Raw genomic sequence first — 17,492 nt, 5'->3', positions numbered from 1 at the left:
GGCTGTGGTAAGAAGGGGCCGCCACGGGCTCCGATTAGGATCGTGCCCACTGAGCCCACCGAGTTCGAAGCTCGTCGACTTGGTGCGGAGGTGTACCTCCAGTTTGAAGTGCCGGCTACTAACACTGACGATACCGCACCGGCTGATCTGGACACCGTAGAAGTTTATTCAGTCACCCTTGGTCCATTGCCGCCGGGGGTCAGCCCGCTGACTGATGAAGAGTTCATTGAGGCGGCAACTCTGGTGGCGACGATTAAAGTTAGGCCGCCAGCAGATCTGGAGCTGGCCGAGCTAACCCCACCAGTAGGCGGTCCATTGCCTGAACTTCCAGCGCAGGGTGCAACTGTTGTGGTGCGTGAGGTGTTGACAACGGAAATGTTGAGTTCGGCCGACCTGTCGGATGTCGACCGCCGTTTCGATATCGACGAAGACAATGAAGACGATGCTGAAGTGCCAGTGGTGACTGGACTCCGTTGGGTTGAGACACCGGCAGCTTTCCCGTTTCTTCTGGAGCGACCACGACGTACCTACGTGGCGGTTGGCCTGACGGCCGATGGTGATTATGGCAATATGTCCACCGAGCTTAGAGTTCGGTTGGATGCAGCTCCTAATACTCCGGGACCGCCTGAAGTCAGCTATACGGCGGACGCTGCAACGATTACTTGGTCACCCGCGCCTAATGCAATGCGCGCTGTGCAGGCACCTACCCTCGACTTATCGGCACTGGAAGCGATGGCGCCGCTGGAACTCCTGGTTCTACTCGAGTCAACGCCCGCGATTGCCTCCGCTGAGCCCATGACCTATAACGTCTACACCTACAACCCATCTGGTGAGGTGCCGGCCGCTGGGGATGTGGTAATGCCCGTCCCGGTTAACGCGGTGCCGCTCGAGACGTTTGAGTTAAGCGACGTTAACGTGGAGTTCGGCGTAGAAAGGTGTTACATCGTAACGGCAATTTCGACAGTTGATGGCGATCCGATCGAGAGCGAGGCGTCTTCTCCAACCTGCGCTGAATTCCGCGACACGTTTTCACCAGCTGCGCCGAGGAATCTCGCAGCGGTTGGAAGCGTCGGTGCAGTCAGCTTAATCTGGGAACCAAATTCCGAAGCTGATCTTGCGGGCTATCTGGTCTTGCGCGGCGAGTCGCCTAATGGCACACTCGAGCCGCTAATGACGGTGCTGCTGACGGAGACGAATTACCGAGACACCACTGGCACGACGGGTGTCACTTATGTTTACGCTGTTGTGGCGGCTGACGGGGCAGCACCGTCTAATATTAGCGAGCTGTCGAACCAGGTGACCGAGTCACCTCAGTAACCAAGTCCGCCGTCTTGCGGGTGGCGCCCGCATCAGGAAGGAGTGCGCCAATGAAGTTGTTCGTTGATTCGGGAAACGTTGCTGATATTGCCGGTCTTGTTCCGCTTGGAATCATTGATGGTGCTACCACGAATCCATCACTTCTAGCGAGGGCGGGCGGTGATTCACGAGCGATACTTAAGGAAATTTGTCAGACGGTTCAGGGGCCGGTCAGCGCTGAGGTTGTAGCGACAGATGTCAACGGTATGATCCAAGAGGGCCGCGAGTTGGCCGGAATCGATGAGCACATTGTTGTAAAAGTGCCGTTTGGGAAGCCTGGCGTGCAAGCTTGTGGAAAGCTTGCGGATGAAGGCATTCGAGTCAATGTGACGCTGGTTTTTTCATCAACCCAAGCGCTCCTTGCAGCCAAGGTTGGAGCGACTTTTGTTAGTCCGTTCGTCGGCCGACTGGATGATGTTGCGACGTCAGGCATGGAATTGATCAGCCAGATTGTCGATATTTACGACAACTACGAGTTTGGTACTGAGGTGCTGGTGGCGAGCATCCGTGGGCCGCTCCACATCGTCGAAGCTGGTCGTCTTGGTGCTGACGTGTGCACTTGTCCGCCGGCCGTGATTGAAGCACTGTTTAAGCATCCCCTGACCGACATCGGCCTTGCGAAGTTCCTCGCTGATTGGGAAAAGGCACAGGGCGCAAAAGGGTGAAAAAAGAAAACGACTAGCATCATGGATACGGGAAATAGGAAACTCGCCGATATTGAACGCCGGGCCGATGAGGCGGGTGGTGAGGCTCGCCGCGCGAAGCAACACGCGGCAGGGAAGTTGACGGCGCGCGAGAGGATCGACCTATTTTTCGATCCAGAGACGTTTCAGGAGATCGATCGTTACGTCACGCACCGTTGCCGCGATTTCGGTATGACCGACCAGGTTGTACCAGGTGACGGTGTGGTCGCTGGATTCGGCCGTGTGAGCGGCCGTCTTGTCTTCGCATTTGCACAGGACTTTACGGTTGTCGGAGGGTCGTTGTCAGAGACGAACGCCGCTAAGATCGTCAAACTGATGGATCAAGCGGTCAAGATGGGGTCGCCGATCGTTGGTCTAAACGACTCGGGTGGCGCGAGAATTCAGGAGGGTGTGCTGTCTCTTGGTGGTTACGCCGACATCTTTCTTCGGAACACACTGGCGTCCGGAGTTGTACCCCAACTCTCGGCCATCATGGGACCCTGCGCCGGCGGAGCGGTTTATTCGCCAGCCATCACTGATTTCACTGTCATGGTTGATGGTACAAGCTATATGTTCGTGACCGGTCCGGACGTTATCCAGACGGTCACGCATGAGACGGTGACGAAGGAATCGCTGGGAGGCGCGACAACACATAACGCTAGGAGTGGAGTCGCCCACTTTGCGGTAGCGGACGATCACGAATGTTTGTCCTTGTTACGTGACCTTCTCAGTTTCCTGCCGAGTAACAACCTTGATGATCCGCCAATCGTAGAATCAAGTGATCCTCCGGATCGTGAGGACCTAGCGCTCGACCGCCTGGTCCCCGAAGCGCCAAACCAGCCGTACAATATTGTTGAGCTCATCAATTCTGTTGCTGACGATGGTATTTTTCTGGAGGTGCATCAACAGTTTGCCAAGAACCTTGTCGTTGGCTTCGTGCGTCTCGGTGGGCACAGTGTTGGAGTTGTAGCCAACCAACCGACTCATCTGGCGGGCACCCTCGACATCGACGCCTCAGTCAAGGGAGCCCGGTTTGTGCGTTTCTGCGACGCCTTCAACATTCCGTTGTTGACCTTCGAGGACGTACCTGGTTTCTTGCCTGGTACGCAGCAGGAGTACGGCGGCATAATCCGTCACGGTGCTAAGTTACTGTTCGCATTCGCAGAAGCGACTGTGCCAAAGGTAACGGTGATTACCCGTAAAGCTTACGGTGGGGCCTACTGTGTGATGGCAAGCAAGCACATCCGCACCGATCTCAACTATGCGTGGCCGACCGCCGAAATCGCTGTCATGGGGCCAGAGGGCGCAGTCAACGTGTTGTACAAGCGAGAACTTGAGGCAGCCAAGGACCCTGAGACTCTGCGTGCTCAAAAGTTTGCTGAATACCGGGAAAAGTTCGCTAATCCCTACACCGCGGCGGCTCGAGGCTACCTCGATGCAGTGATCCAACCTCGACGAACTCGTCAAATTCTGGTTGCCGCTTTTGAAAGCCTGACTAGTAAACGGGACAAGAACCCTCCGAAGAAGCACGGCAACATCCCGCTATAAGGGCAAGCAGCTAGCCCTTAAGTGCTAGAATAAAAGGCAGATCGCGCATATCGTTTGTCTGCCTGGTCATGGTGCCTGTGCTGCGAGACCGTAAGAATAAGACATGAAGGTCCTGGTCGCGAACCGTGGCGAAATCGCCATCCGAATTATGCGTGCCTGTCGTGAGATGGGTCTTGAAAGCGTCGCAGTGTACTCCGAGTGTGACCGCTGTGCGCCACACGTCACCTATGCTGACGAGGCGTATGCGATTGGGGCAAGCGAACCGAAGGAGAGTTACCTTAGTGTCGACAAGATACTAGAAGTGGCCGAAAGTGCTGATGTATGGGCAGTACACCCGGGATACGGTTTTTTGTCTGAGAATGGAGAATTCGCGGCTTCCGTTCGGGCAGCTGGTCGGGTGTTCGTTGGCCCTTCGGCAGATGCCATCGCGCTTATGGGTGGAAAGGTGGCGGCTCGCGAGAAAGCAGTGGCTGCCGGCGTTCCAGTTGTACCCGGTACTGGTGCGCCGGTCGACCCCGCTATTTCTCACGATGAGATGATCGCTCTCGCCTCTACCATCGGCTATCCCTTGCTGGTCAAGGCAGTGGCCGGTGGAGGCGGGAAGGGGATGCGACTGGTTTCTGAGCCATCGGTGATCACTACGGCGATCACCACGGCGCGTTCTGAAGCTGGGTCAGCGTTTGGCGACGATGCAGTGTATCTTGAGCGCCAGCTTCAATTCCCGCGACATATCGAAATCCAAATCCTAGCCGACGAGTACGGTACGGTCGTGCCGTTTGTCGAACGCGAGTGCTCAATCCAGCGCCGGTATCAAAAGTTGGTCGAGGAGTCACCCGCCTCAGGAATGTCACTTCAACGTCGGACGGCCATGGCCGACGCAGCCGTGTCGATCGCCAAGGCGGTCGACTACACAAATGCTGGAACTGTTGAATTTCTGGTCGATGAATCAGGCGACTTCTATTTCCTTGAAATGAATACACGTTTACAGGTCGAGCATGGGGTAACCGAAGCAATTACGGGAGTTGACTTGGTTCGGTGGCAGCTTCGTATCGCTCAAGGCGAAAGGCTCGATATTACTCTAGAGCATGCGCTTAAACCGACTGGACACGCCATCGAATGCCGGGTTTATGCTGAAGACCCTGATGCGTCATTCTTGCCATCTCCTGGACGTATCCGTGGCCTGCAGTCGCCTTCGGGACCAGGTATTCGCGAGGACAGCTGTGCTGTTGTGGGTGGCGAGGTGCCTGTTTTTTATGACCCATTGATTTCGAAGGTTGTTGCATGGGGCGCGGATCGAACGCACGCTATCGCTAGGATGCGTCGGGCGATGGACGAGTTTAGGGTGCAGGGTATCAAGACGACGATCCCGTTCTTTCAGTGGCTAATTCGCAGCCGCGCGTTCGCCGAAGGAGCCATAGATACAACGTTTGTCGACGCTATCCTAGCCGAACGAGATGGGCGAGCTTTCACTGATCCCTCATCTGAAGCGGAGGAGGTCGCCGTGATTGGTATGGCGGCGCACGCTTTTCTGGAATCCGTTGGAGGGGAAACAACAGAACCCTTGGAAACGAGCTCGCCATGGCGTCGAGCGGCACGGGCGGCCGCATTGCGCACCTAATTTACTGGAAGTATGCGTTTCGGCATTGAAGTCAACGGTCGGGTGCGAACGGTGATGGTTAAAAGGCCAGTGGCGTCAATTGGGCACCACCTATTAGTGGATGTAGACGGGCGGCAACACAAGGTTGATGTTCGTCGCTTGGGCACCGGCAGGCTATCGATAATTCGCCTAAACGGGATGCCAACGAGTCACGAGGTGGCGCTGGTGGCTACCGGCCGCCGTGCACAATTTGACGTCCAACTTCGTGGGGGGGTGTTTCAGGTTGTCGTCGATAGCCGACGGGCAGTGCGTCAAGTGAGGGAGGAGGACGTCTCCGGAAGAAGAGATGTCGTTGCTCCGATGTCCGGTCGGGTCGTGCGACTGATGGTTGCAGCTGGGGACGAGGTCTTGAAACGACAGGCTCTTGTTGTCGTTGAGGCAATGAAAATGGAGAACGTTTTGACGGCACCGAAAGAAGGGCGCATAAGGGAGGTGCCTGTTCGTGAAGGGATGACTGTTGAGGTTGGACAGACGCTAGTCTCTTTTGAGTAAGTAACTGATTGGATGAGCTGCGTGTGAAGGAATCCAGAACAGATTCGAACGCTGATGTGACGATGCCTGCTGTCAAAGGTGGTAGGTGGAGGTTTGCCCGGCTACCTCTCGTCTTGGGCGTGGGGCTGGTTGCGGCTCTTGTAGTGACGAGCGTAACAGTGGATGTTGGTCCTGCACTCCGCGGTCAAGTTGAACAGATAGGGTCTCAGCAAGTGGGCCGGCCGATGCACGTTGGAAAGTTGTCCGTCTATCTCTTCCCCGGTCGTTTTCTGGCTGAGGATTTGGTTATTGAGGGTCCGACGCCTGACGATCGTCCTTTCCTGCGAGCGGATCGCATCGTTGTGTCGATGCCCTGGTCATCATTGTTCCGTCGTGAACTCCTCTTCGATTCTATTGAGATAGCTGATTGGGAGATGGTTCTCGAGAGTTTTCCTGACGGTAGCCACACATTCCCCGATCTTGACGGTTACCCGGCTGATATTGAGAGTGCAGCAGTCGCGAACGGTTCTGACAACGGAGATCTGTTTATTACCACGCTCAGCTACATCCGTGCCCATCGTGGGACAGTTATTTTTGATGATTACGGATCGAACTGGAGCGCCGTGACGCCCAACTTCGATATTACCGTGACCAAACTTAAGGATTATCGAGGACAAGTCACGTTTTCCAATGGCACTGTGCAGATCGGATTGTACGAGCCAATTACAGCATCGGTACAAGCGGATTTTATAATTGAGGGTAGTGATGTCATGTTCGATCGACTTGACTTGGAGACGAGCGGCACCATTTCCCATCTGGTGGGTAAAGTAGAAACAGCGAATTGGCCAGAGCAACACTACGAGGTGCAATCAGAAGGAGATTTAGGAGCTCTCCGGGACATCTTTTTTGCTCATGACCCGTTCACTGTAGGCGGAATGGGTCATTTTGGTGGAACTTATCATAAGTACGAGAATGGCTATGATCTCCGCGGAGATTTCCGGAGTGATCTAGCAACGATTAATGAGCAGCCGTTCCTTGAGCTTTCCGGCTCACTCCATTGGCGCAACGATGATTTTGACGTTTTTGATACTTCCTCTATTTTTCACGATGGTCCATTGCAGTTCGAATACGCACTGAGGTCACCCGATCTTCCCGACGGTAACACTGGTCGTCTTGACCTGAACTATCGGAATATTGACTTGCAGCTGCTTACCGACAAACTAGCCCTTGCCGGTGTTCGTTTGCAGGGTCAATCGACGGGGTGGAACCGCATGTCGTGGCCACGCGGCCATTTCCAAGAACACGAAGGTGAAGGGCATGTTGAAGCGCTACCACCGGATGGCGTTCAGCTCCAAGCTGCATTGGTTGATCAGACGGTGTTAAACCCCGAGACCGCATCATCGCAACCCTTCCGGCGCTTTTCTATCGGTGGGTCGACGAGCTACCGGTTGGGGCCTAAGTGGATCGACCTTGCGGTTGGCAGTTGGATTGCTACGCCGCGGACACGTATCGTGTTTGAAGGACGGACTGCCTACGGTGATGATTCCGAGATCCCATTTAACCTGACGAGCGCCGATTGGCAGGAGACCGATCAAATTCTTGCGGGTGTCATGACCGCTTTTGGCGAACTGACAAATGAGTTCGAAATTTCTGGCCGGGGCACGTTTGACGGTGTCATACAGGGAACGATTTCAAGTCCACGGGTTTCGGGCGTGTTTGCTGCCAAAGGGATGCGTCTTTGGGATGTGATGTGGGGTCGGTGGTCGGGTGAAGCGATCATCGAGGACGGGTACTACGAAATCACGGACGGACATGTGACTGACGGAGGTTCGGAAATCGAATTCGATGGGCGATTCGCTTTTAGCTATCCGCGAACCGATGGTGATGAAGAAATGAACGCCACGTTCAAAATCACCGATCGGAGCGCTACAGATTTTCTTACAGCATTTGAGCAAGAAGGGTACCGTGTCGAAGGGTTGCTGTCTGGCGAATTACATCTCTATGGACATTACGAGGCGCCGTTTGGGTTCGGTCAGATGTCGATGCGCGACGGTACAGCATACGGTGAACCAGTTGAATCTGGTGTTGCGGGGCTCCGTTTCGAAGGTGTAGGTGTTCGGCTCGATGGTGTGGAGATGGTCAAGGGCGGCGGCGTCGTCACCGGTGCTGCATTCGTCAATTGGCTAGGCACCTACACATTCAATGCGGATGGTTATGGAATTCCGATGTCGGAGGTGGCGACGGTCGAGAACCCATACGCACCCCTTTCGGGGACGCTCCAGTTTACCGCTTCAGGTGTCGGGGTGTTTGAGACTCCCAACTACGATGTTCGTGGTCGGGTGGATAGCCTTTTCATGAGTGAGGAGGAAATTGGGCAGGTGACCGGACGCATCGGTGTGAGAAACGAGGAGTTGGAGATTGAAATTGAAGCGGCCTCACCGAGGCTGGCGATTTCAGCGCTAGGCCGAGTTGCTCTGACGACGGAGGGTGACGCTGAGTTAGCATTCCGTTTCACCGATACCGCGCTCGATCCCTACATAAGGGTTTTCGAACCTCGACTTCAGCCGTACACCACGGTCCTTGCGAGTGGATCAACCCGAATTGTGGGCGAGCTCAGTAATCCTGAGCACCTTCTGGTAGATACGACTATTGAGCACTTGCAATTAGGACTCTTCGATTACGAGTTACGCAACGACGGTGACGTTCGCATTGCTTTAGACCAGGAAGTCGTCCGGATTGAGCAGATGCAACTAGGAGGGGAGGGCACCGCCCTAAATCTTTCTGGCGAAGTTCGCCTTCGAACCGATGAGGTTGCCATTCGGGCAACGGGTGATGCGAACCTCGGAATTCTTCAAGGTTTTATCGGCGATATTCGAAGTTCAGGCAACGCGGAACTTGTGGCTGAGATTCGCGGTTCGATCGATGTGCCGGTTCTGGATGGGTTCGCGGCGGTAACCGACGGCCGACTTCGACTTTTCTCTCTGCCACACTCACTGGAAGCGGTCAACGGTCGAGCTGTTTTTGATGCTGAAGGTATTCACTTGGATGATCTGTCGGCCACGCTCGGTGGCGGCTTAGTGCAGTTTGGGGGACGGGTCGGTCTTGACGGCTATCTGCCTGGTGAGTTGGACATGACACTGACTGGCCAAGGGATGCAATTACGCTACCCAGAGGGGATCCGTTCTGTGATTGATGCTGATCTTTCATTACAAGGGTCCTTTGAGGATCCGATACTTGTCGGTGTTCTTGAGGTGGTTGACGCGACTTGGGTCAGACAGTTTGAAGTCGATACCCAATTCTTGAATTTCTCGACTCAAGACGAAACCTATGATCCCGAAAGCGAAATTGAGTCTCCGTTCCCAATACGCTACGACCTTCAGATCAATGCACCTGGAACACTTCGTGTTGAAGATAGGAATGCTCGTGTGACCGCCAGCGTTGACCTCAGAATGCAGGGGACGGCACAGCAACCGCAGTTACTCGGTTATATAGAGGTCGATCGTGGCGAAGTATTCTTTGAGGGTAATCGGTATTTTGTAACTAGTGGGAGCGTAGATTTCAGTGACCCCACTAAAATTGATCCCTTCTTTGATGTTGAGGCTGAAACAAGTGTAAGAGTGCCGGGTCAGATTTATCGTGTGATTTTTCACGCCGCTGGTACAGCTGAACGATTTGTTCCTGACCTCACTTCGGATCCACCGCTACCGGCGATTGACATTCTTGCCTTGTTGCTTGGTAGTGTCCACGATCCTGCCGAGGGTGAGCTCAGGGCGATTCGTACTGGAACCGAGGCCGATCGACAGTTACTGCAGGCGCGGGCGGCACAACTACTAACGAATCCGATCTCGTCAGGCTTTGGTCAAGTGGTTGAGGAGTCGTTCGGTGTTGATAGTTTCCAGATTGGGTCGTCGCTGAGCGATGCGACTTCGAGACAAACGGCCGAGTTAAGGCCAACAGCGAGGCTAACTATTGGCAAGCGCGTTTCTGACCGGGCATATCTAACTTTGTCGCGTGCCCTGACGGGTGGAGAGCGCGATTTACTTATTTTGCTAGAGTATGACCAGAGCGACCGGCTTTCTTGGGTGCTATCCCAAAATGAAGACCGTACTTACGCAATTGACTTTCGTGTGCGTCACGCCTTCTAGATGATCCCACTTAACCACTCGTCGTGCACCGAGGGCCGGAAGTTGTGGTTTGCGGTGCGTCACTTAGCCAGTTTGGTTTTGGCAGGTTGGTTCACTTGTGTCTCTTTAGGTGCGGTGGCGGATGTCAATACCTACCTGGGACTTCCAATTGTTGATGTGAAACTCGACTTCGGGGGTGCAATGCCAACTCCTGGGAGTGAAGAGCTAATTGTTACAAGCGTGGGGACACCGTTATCGATGACAGACGTTCGCGAGAGCATCTGGCACCTCTTTAGCCTAGGCTACTACAGCGATATTCGCGTGGATGCAAATCTACGGGATGGGGGCGTTGTACTGCTCTATAAACTGACTCCAATTAAGATCGTCGATCGGTTCGCATTCCGGGGAAACTTAGGATTGTCTCGCGGCGATCTCCGTGAGGCGATTGACGAACGCTATGGCGAGCGGCCTCAACTCGGTCAGGTAGACGATATCGCAGGGTTTCTGCGTGAGTTATACCGCAACCAGGGATACTTAAACACAAGTATCGTAATCTCGCCGGTCGACCGAGGTGGTGGTCTAACGACACTGACCATAGAAATTGCTGCCGGCGAGCAGGCTCGTCTTGCGACGCTTGTCCTTGTTGGCCAAGTGCTCGAGGAAGAGGCGAATATTTTTCGACGACTCGACCTTCGAATCGGCGAACATCTCGATCGCGAAGCGCTGGAGCAGCATCTGATCGATTACGTTAATAATCTGAAACAAGATGGGTACTTTGAAGCTGTGGCTGACCACACTGTGGAGGCTAGGCCCGGTGGACTTCAACTCGATCTTACTTTGACGGTAGATGCGGGGCCCCGTGTAATGGTCGAGTTTAAGGGAGACTCGCTACCGGCTGAGATTCAGGATGCCCTTGTAACAATAGACCGTGAGAGCTCGGTTGATGAGGATTTATTAGAGGACTCCAATCGTCGACTCCTGGACTATCTTCAGCAGCGTGGCTTCCGACGAGCAATAACCGACTACACTCGAACCGGCGATGAACAGGAACTGAAGATTGTTTACCACGTCGACCGCGGGCCAGTTGTACGAGTTGGCGGCATTGAGATCGAGGGCCATCAATTGTTCCCGCGTGCTGTATTTCAGGACAGGCTTGGGGTCGTCGTTGGTGATCCGTTCGTGGAGGCGACTTTTGATGAGAGAGTCACCGCGATACTTGCTGCTTATCGGGAAGCTGGCTATCCGAACGCCAATATAACAACGGAGGTTGTAGAAGAATCCAGTCCTTTGGGTCCTATGGTGCATCTTCGACTCACAGTGGCCGAAGGGCTTCGCATGGTCATCGGTTCCATCGAAATCGAGGGCGCACCAAATTCTGTCGTTCCAGATCTCCAGGCGGCAATAGCGGCGCGCCCCGGTGTAGTCTACGAGCGAGCCGTTGCTTTGGCGGACCGAGACGCGATCCTACAGCGGCTGCTTAGTCTGGGCTATGAGACTGCGAGCGTTCGCGTAGACGCCTCTTTTGACCCCGGTACCCGCCAAGCCCACCTTACTCACGTTGTTGAAGCCGGACCGCAAATTCTCGTCGATCACGTCTTAATTACCGGGCAGTTCCAGGTTAGCACCGCAACAATCCGTCGAGAAATAACACTGGTGCCTGGTCAACCGCTGAGCCAGGACCGACTTACTGAAAGCCGGCGGCGCTTAGGAGCACTTGGATTATTCCGCAGGATTAGGATTACTGAAATTAGCCATAGCAGTGATACCAGACGCGATGTTCTGGTAGCAGTCGAGGAGGTGCCAGCGACAACACTCGGCTACGGTGGCGGGTTCGAAGCTGGAACTAGACTACGTCGGGGGCGCGGAGAAAGTGGTGCTGCAGTTGAGCAAGTCGAGTTTGCTCCGAGAGGCTTTATTGAGATCGGCCGAAGAAATCTGTGGGGCAAGAACCGCTCAGTTAACTTATTTACGCGAGTGAGTCTCCGGCCAGATAACGATCAGATCGTTAATGATAATTCGAGCAACTTTGGATTCAACGAATATAGGATGCTGGCCACATTTCGCGAACCGCGCGTTTTTAATTCGACTGGGGAACTACTGTTCTCGGCTTTCATTGAACAATCGATTCGATCGAGTTTCAATCTCAAACAGCGTGGTGTGCGCGTTGAGTGGCGAAGGCCTCTTGGCTCAACCACAATCTTCACTGGTGGCTATACGTTTAACCGAGACCAGTTGTTTGACGAGCGCTTCAATACGGAGGAAGAGCATCTCATCGACAGGTTGTTTTCCGGGATTGCACTATCGACGTTTTCAGGGGCGTTCATTCGGGATAGCCGTGACGACCCATTCGATCCAACGCGTGGCGAACTCTTGAGCGTTGACACAGGGTTGGCTGGCCGGGCGATAGGCTCTGAGGTTGGGTTTGCGAAGACGCTAATGCAGGGGTTTTTTTACCGGCGTTTACCCGGGACATCATCGATGGTCTTTGCCTCTGGGCTCCGGGTTGGGTTGGCCACTGGTTTTTCGAGGGCAGTCAAGGTCATCGATAATAATGGGAATCCAGTTTTAGCAGCAGACGGTCAATCAGTTGAAACCGTTATACGTGATCTCCCTGCGAGCGAGCGGTTTTTCGCTGGCGGCTCAACGACGGTGCGGGGCTTCGCCCTCGACCGTTTGGGCGATGACTCAACGATTGACCAGGATGGGTTTCCCCAAGGTGGGAATAGTCTGATCATCGTCAATAATGAACTCCGGTTCCCGATTTGGGAGAGTCTGGGAGCTGTTGCGTTCCTTGACGTAGGTAATGTGTTTAAGACAGTCGAACGAATGACGTTTGGTGGTCTTCGTGGAGGTGCCGGTTTTGGTTTGCGTTACCGGTCACCCATCGGGCCGATCCGGGTTGACCTTGGATTTAAACTCGACCAGCGCGATTTCGGTAGTGGAGTCTTGGAGAGTTTGACAGCTCTTCATGTGAGCATCGGACAGGCGTTCTAAAGATGAAATACAAAGGCTTGCGACGATTTCAGGCGGTGTGTCGGTTTGCTGTGTTCATATGGGTCGCTTCCGCCATCATGTTGCATGCGCGAACCGACATTATTGATCGGGTGATTGCAGTGGTCGGCAGTGACGTCATTATGCTATCCGATGTGCGGGCTGTCACTACGTTTGGTTTGATACCAGATGCTCGCAACGAAACTGATGTGCTCACGCGGTTGATCGACCGAGCTTTAATCCTCGCAGAAGTAAACCGGTTTATTGTTCCCGAACCAAGAGTCGGTGTTATTAAGGCCAAGCTCGACGACTTGCGCAGTAGCTTCCCAACGCACGAAGCGTTTCTGCACGCGCTTGCAGAGGTTGGTATGACCGAGACAGGCTTGGCGCGCGTACTGCTTAAGGGTTGGCGGGTCGAGAACTATCTTGAACAGCGATTCGGATCGATGGTCCAACCAACAGAGGCTGAATTGGCACAGTATTATCGCAGGCAGATAAACCATTATTCGGTAGGCGGGGAGAGACAGCCCTTCGATCGGATTCGCGATCAGGTGCGGCGGGATTTACAGGAGGAGCGCCAAGGAGCGCTCATTGCCGATTGGATCACGAGGCTGTCTCTCCGTGTAAAGGTGACCCGTCTAGACGAGGAAGGGTAGGAACTGCTTCACTGCGATAAGTGTCGCACGATCTCCAGTACGTTGAAGCCAGTATGACTCACTATCGGCGCGATAACACTTCTTCTTGAAAGAAACACGACGCCCCACACCACACCGAGCATCGTGGTGACAAGGGCTGCGTCCCATCCCTGTATTAGATGCCCTAAGCCGAACATGACACTGAAGACCACGAGGCCGACCGGTGCTCCACCTAGGTGTTCTTTGAACCGGTGAAGGATGAAGGCTCGTTGAAGTTCTTCGCGTACGCCTCCGGCGACAATCGCCACCAACCCGAAGATAATGGCGTCGCGAGGTGTTTGCAAGAGCGACTCGAGCGGATTTTCTTCTACGTTATGGAGCCACGGTGCAAAGTTTTGGATGAGAGTCAGAGTTAGGAGTACGAACAAGACCACGCCAGGAACGAGTAGTACGCCGAGACGGACTTCGCGTCCGATCGACCGACTCCCAAGAAAAATCCTACGTGCCGATTCACTGTGGCAACGAAGAAACCATAGAATCAACGTTATCAATACTGCTGCGTCCACGAGCGAGAGTGTAGCGATGTAGAGTAACGACAGTCGTCCGTCGCTTAGTAACGGGCGTAGGCCGATCCATGCGAGCAGTTGAATCAACATCAGCTGTGTTGGGAAATCGGAACAGAGTACTACCTCACCGAAAGCCCTGATGCGTGTTTTCAAACCTTCGCGTTGTCGGTTGAGCAACTGAGGTGTGTTGGGCACAGCCGGGTTAACTGCGGATGGTGGGTCGACGGATGAATCGATCTCATCTAAGTACACGGTCTGACTGTACCAGTCCTTGACCGGTCGGGGAAGAACCGTGACAGAGCTTGTACATCTGAATTGCAAGTATTCAGGATTAGGCCAGTTTTACCAACATCTTGCGTTTGACCTAAAGCTTTACCCCATATCTTGTAGTTTGAGGCTTGACAAACCGATAAGCAGGACGCATAGTTGACCGCCGTAGGATCTAACAGGCCTGCTGAGGATGGTTCCTAGCCTCTCGGTTCGGCCCTGCGAAGGGCGCAGCTCAACAGAGAGGCGTAGAAGGAGTTATTTTCAGCATCCTGCGACGGCCCGGGACCTTGGGGTAAGGTCTCGGGCTCGATTGTTTTCTGAGAGGTAAGTATGGACAGAGGCGCAGCGCAGCAACCACAAACGACTCAAGATGGCTTGCCGGAGTCGACGCGGCGCTCCAAGTCGGCAGCGTCCGGACTGGAATTTCAGCGGTTCTTCACTCGGGACGGTGTCGATCCGTTCGACGAAATCGAATGGGAAACGCGCTCTGCCGTAATCGGTAATGAGCGAGGCGAGAACGTCTTTGAACAGCATGACGTTGAGATTCCGAAGGACTGGTCACAGCAGGCGACAAACATCGTTGTCTCAAAATACTTTCGTGGCCAACTAGGAACAGACGGGCGTGAGCGCAGCGTCAAGCAGCTCATTGGCCGCGTAGTTGAAACGATCACTGAATGGGCGCGTGAAAAAAAATATTTTGCAAGTCCCGGTGACCTGCAAGCCTTCAGCGACGACCTAAAGTATCTTCTCGTGAACCAACGAGCAGCGTTTAACAGCCCCGTTTGGTTTAACTGCGGCTTTGAAAAGGCACCGCAATGTTCAGCCTGCTTTATCAATTCTGTGCAGGACACCATGGACTCCATTTTGACCTTGGCCAAGACCGAGGGGATGTTGTTCAAGTTTGGCTCTGGCACGGGCTCAAATCTTTCTTCCATCCGCTCGTCCCAAGAAGCGTTGGCGGGTGGCGGCACGGCGTCTGGACCGGTTTCGTTTATGAAAGGCTACGATGCATTTGCCGGTGTCATTAAGTCAGGTGGTAAGACCCGCCGGGCTGCGAAGATGGTGGTCTTAAATGCTGAGCATCCTGATATTGAAGCATTTATTAACTGCAAAGTTGAAGAAGAGCACAAGGCTTGGGCGCTCATTGACGCTGGCTACGATGGCTCGTTTACCGGACCGGCCTATGCTTCAGTATTTTTTCAAAATTCAAACAACAGTGTTCGCGTGACCGACGAATTTATGCGCGCGGTGCTGGATGACGGTGCGTGGCAGACGCATGCTGTGAGTGATGGTCGAGTTATGGACACCTATGAGGCGCGAGACTTGATGCAGCAGATTGCCGAAGCGACTCATGTATGCGGTGATCCTGGAATGCAGTTCGACTCGACAATTAATGACTGGCACACGTGTCCGAACACTGCTCCAATCAATGCTTCCAACCCGTGTTCGGAATATATGTTCCTTGACGATTCAGCTTGTAATTTGGCCTCGTTGAATCTAATGACCTTTGTTGATGAGGCGCGTGACTTTGACCACGCGTCGTTTACGGCGGCGGTGCGTACTCTGCTCACGGCGCAGGAAATCATCGTTGACTGCGCAAGCTATCCAACGAAGGCGATTGAGCGGAACAGTCGCGACTACCGTCCCCTCGGATTGGGTTATGCCAACCTGGGCGCGCTCCTAATGTCCAGAGGATTGCCTTATGACAGCCAGGCAGGCCGAGACTATTCAGCCGCGATTACGGCGCTGATGACCGGCGAAGCCTACGCGCAGTCGGCACGGATTGCTCGTGACCACGGCGGTTCGTTTGATGGTTACGAAAAGAACGAGGAGCCGTTCCTGCGAGTCATGCGGAAGCATCGCACGGCACTGAAGGATATCGACCGGACAAACGTACCGAGTGAGCTTTACGCTGCGGCCAAGCAGTCGTGGAACGACGCGGTCGATTTGGGTGAAGAATATGGCTACCGTAACGCTCAGGCAACCGTGCTGGCTCCAACTGGCACGATCGGGTTCATGATGGATTGCGATACGACTGGTGTTGAACCCGACATCGCGCTTGTCAAGTATAAGAAGCTTGTTGGTGGTGGCATGATGAAGATTGTCAACCATACGGTACCGATGGCGCTGGACCGTCTGGGCTATTCGTCGTCAGAAGTTGACGAGATCATTGCTCATATTGATGAGCACGAGACAATCGAGGGAGCCCCGCATCTGAAGGATAAGGATGTTCCGGTTTTTGACTGTGCTTTTAAACCTGCACAAGGTGAACGGTCGATTCACTATATGGGACATGTCAGGATGATCGGTGCCACTCAGCCATTTATTTCAGGTGCTATCTCAAAAACTGTTAACGTGCCGAAGGAGGCGACAGCTGAGGAGATTCAGAAGGCCTATGTTGATTCGTGGCGGCTAGGTACTAAGGCAGTGTCGATCTACCGTGATGGCAGTAAACGGACTCAACCTCTCAACACGTCGCGTGATGCTAAGACCGGGATGATCGGAGTAGTAGAAGGCCTCGTTGGCCAACCGGTCCGCCGTCGACTACACGATGAACGTCAAGCGATTACCCATAAGTTTGAAATTGCCGGTCACGAGGGCTACATCACGATTGGATTGTTCGAAGATGGTTCGCCGGGAGAAATATTTCTGGTTATGGCAAAGGAAGGGTCAACGATCTCAGGGTTCGCTGATGCGTTCGCGCAGGCGGTGTCCTATGCACTGCAATACGGCGTTCCATTGCAGGTGTTGGTCGACAAGTTTACACACGTGCGGTTTGAGCCGTCGGGCATGACGAAGAATGCGGAAGTGCGGTTCGCGAAGTCGATCGTCGATTACATTTTTCGTTGGATGGCGACAAAGTTTCTCTCGAGCGAGGCGCAGTTTGAGGCTGGCGTCAACCAGCCGATTGCGCCAGAAGGGTTGCCGGTCGAGGAACCCAAATTGCCGCTCGATCAGACAGCGGGCAATGGTAACGGCTCGGTTGAACGAGTCACAGCCTCGTTCGCTGCTATCCAAAACCATGAAGATGCGCCGCCGTGTTCGACGTGCGGTGAGATTATGATGCGCAGCGGTAGTTGCTACAAATGTAATAATTGCGGCACGACGAGTGGCTGCGCATAGGTTCGCGGAGCACCAATTGGAACGGGTCGTTGCTGGTGGGCAACGGCCCGTTCGCTTGTACGTCCCTC

10 protein-coding genes are annotated in these 17,492 nt (G+C 54.0%); 9 read left to right on the top strand and 1 reads right to left on the bottom strand.

The window, feature by feature from the left end; genetic code table 11:
- The first annotated feature begins 42 nt into the window (after positions 1 to 42).
- The 8 genes from QGH09_03220 (at position 43) to QGH09_03185 (ending at position 13,486) form a co-directional block, all read left to right on the top strand.
- The gene (locus tag QGH09_03220; GenBank protein ID HJO17196.1) at positions 43 to 1,317 is read left to right on the top strand and encodes a hypothetical protein; all 1,275 of its coding nucleotides are present in this window, start codon (positions 43 to 45) and stop codon (positions 1,315 to 1,317) included.
- 50 nt (positions 1,318 to 1,367) lie between these two features.
- The gene (gene fsa / locus QGH09_03215; GenBank protein ID HJO17195.1) at positions 1,368 to 2,021 is read left to right on the top strand and encodes a fructose-6-phosphate aldolase; all 654 of its coding nucleotides are present in this window, start codon (positions 1,368 to 1,370) and stop codon (positions 2,019 to 2,021) included.
- A 21-nt stretch (positions 2,022 to 2,042) separates the two neighbouring features.
- Positions 2,043 to 3,587, top strand: coding sequence for an acyl-CoA carboxylase subunit beta (locus QGH09_03210; GenBank protein ID HJO17194.1), 1,545 nt, complete (start codon positions 2,043 to 2,045; stop codon positions 3,585 to 3,587).
- A gap of 103 nt (positions 3,588 to 3,690) precedes the next feature.
- The gene (locus tag QGH09_03205; GenBank protein HJO17193.1) at positions 3,691 to 5,205 is read left to right on the top strand and encodes a biotin carboxylase N-terminal domain-containing protein; all 1,515 of its coding nucleotides are present in this window, start codon (positions 3,691 to 3,693) and stop codon (positions 5,203 to 5,205) included.
- Positions 5,206 to 5,217: 12 nt separating this feature from the next.
- A complete protein-coding gene (locus QGH09_03200; GenBank protein HJO17192.1) occupies positions 5,218 to 5,736 on the top strand; it encodes a biotin/lipoyl-containing protein in 519 nt (172 codons plus the stop codon).
- 23 nt (positions 5,737 to 5,759) lie between these two features.
- The gene (locus tag QGH09_03195) at positions 5,760 to 9,860 is read left to right on the top strand and encodes a translocation/assembly module TamB domain-containing protein (protein ID HJO17191.1); all 4,101 of its coding nucleotides are present in this window, start codon (positions 5,760 to 5,762) and stop codon (positions 9,858 to 9,860) included.
- Positions 9,861 to 9,914: 54 nt separating this feature from the next.
- Complete coding sequence (locus QGH09_03190; GenBank protein ID HJO17190.1) at positions 9,915 to 12,833, top strand: BamA/TamA family outer membrane protein; 2,919 nt, start codon at positions 9,915 to 9,917, stop codon at positions 12,831 to 12,833.
- 2 nt (positions 12,834 to 12,835) lie between these two features.
- A complete protein-coding gene (locus QGH09_03185; protein ID HJO17189.1) occupies positions 12,836 to 13,486 on the top strand; it encodes a hypothetical protein in 651 nt (216 codons plus the stop codon).
- An 8-nt stretch (positions 13,487 to 13,494) separates the two neighbouring features.
- Here the strand turns inward: QGH09_03185 and QGH09_03180 are convergent, their stop codons facing one another.
- Positions 13,495 to 14,121 (bottom strand): CPBP family intramembrane glutamic endopeptidase, encoded by a 627-nt coding sequence (locus tag QGH09_03180; protein HJO17188.1) that lies wholly within the window; start codon positions 14,119 to 14,121, stop codon positions 13,495 to 13,497.
- 510 nt (positions 14,122 to 14,631) lie between these two features.
- On the opposite strand from QGH09_03180, the gene QGH09_03175 reads away from it, so the two are divergent.
- Complete coding sequence (locus QGH09_03175) at positions 14,632 to 17,424, top strand: vitamin B12-dependent ribonucleotide reductase (protein ID HJO17187.1); 2,793 nt, start codon at positions 14,632 to 14,634, stop codon at positions 17,422 to 17,424.
- The last annotated feature ends 68 nt before the right edge of the window (positions 17,425 to 17,492 follow it).

It is taken from the genome of Vicinamibacterales bacterium (assembly GCA_036012125.1).
Taxonomy (GTDB): domain Bacteria; phylum Acidobacteriota; class Vicinamibacteria; order Vicinamibacterales; family UBA823; genus UBA11600.
Note: the sequence above shows the minus strand (reverse complement) of the source record. Positions and strands in the feature narration are given on the sequence as shown.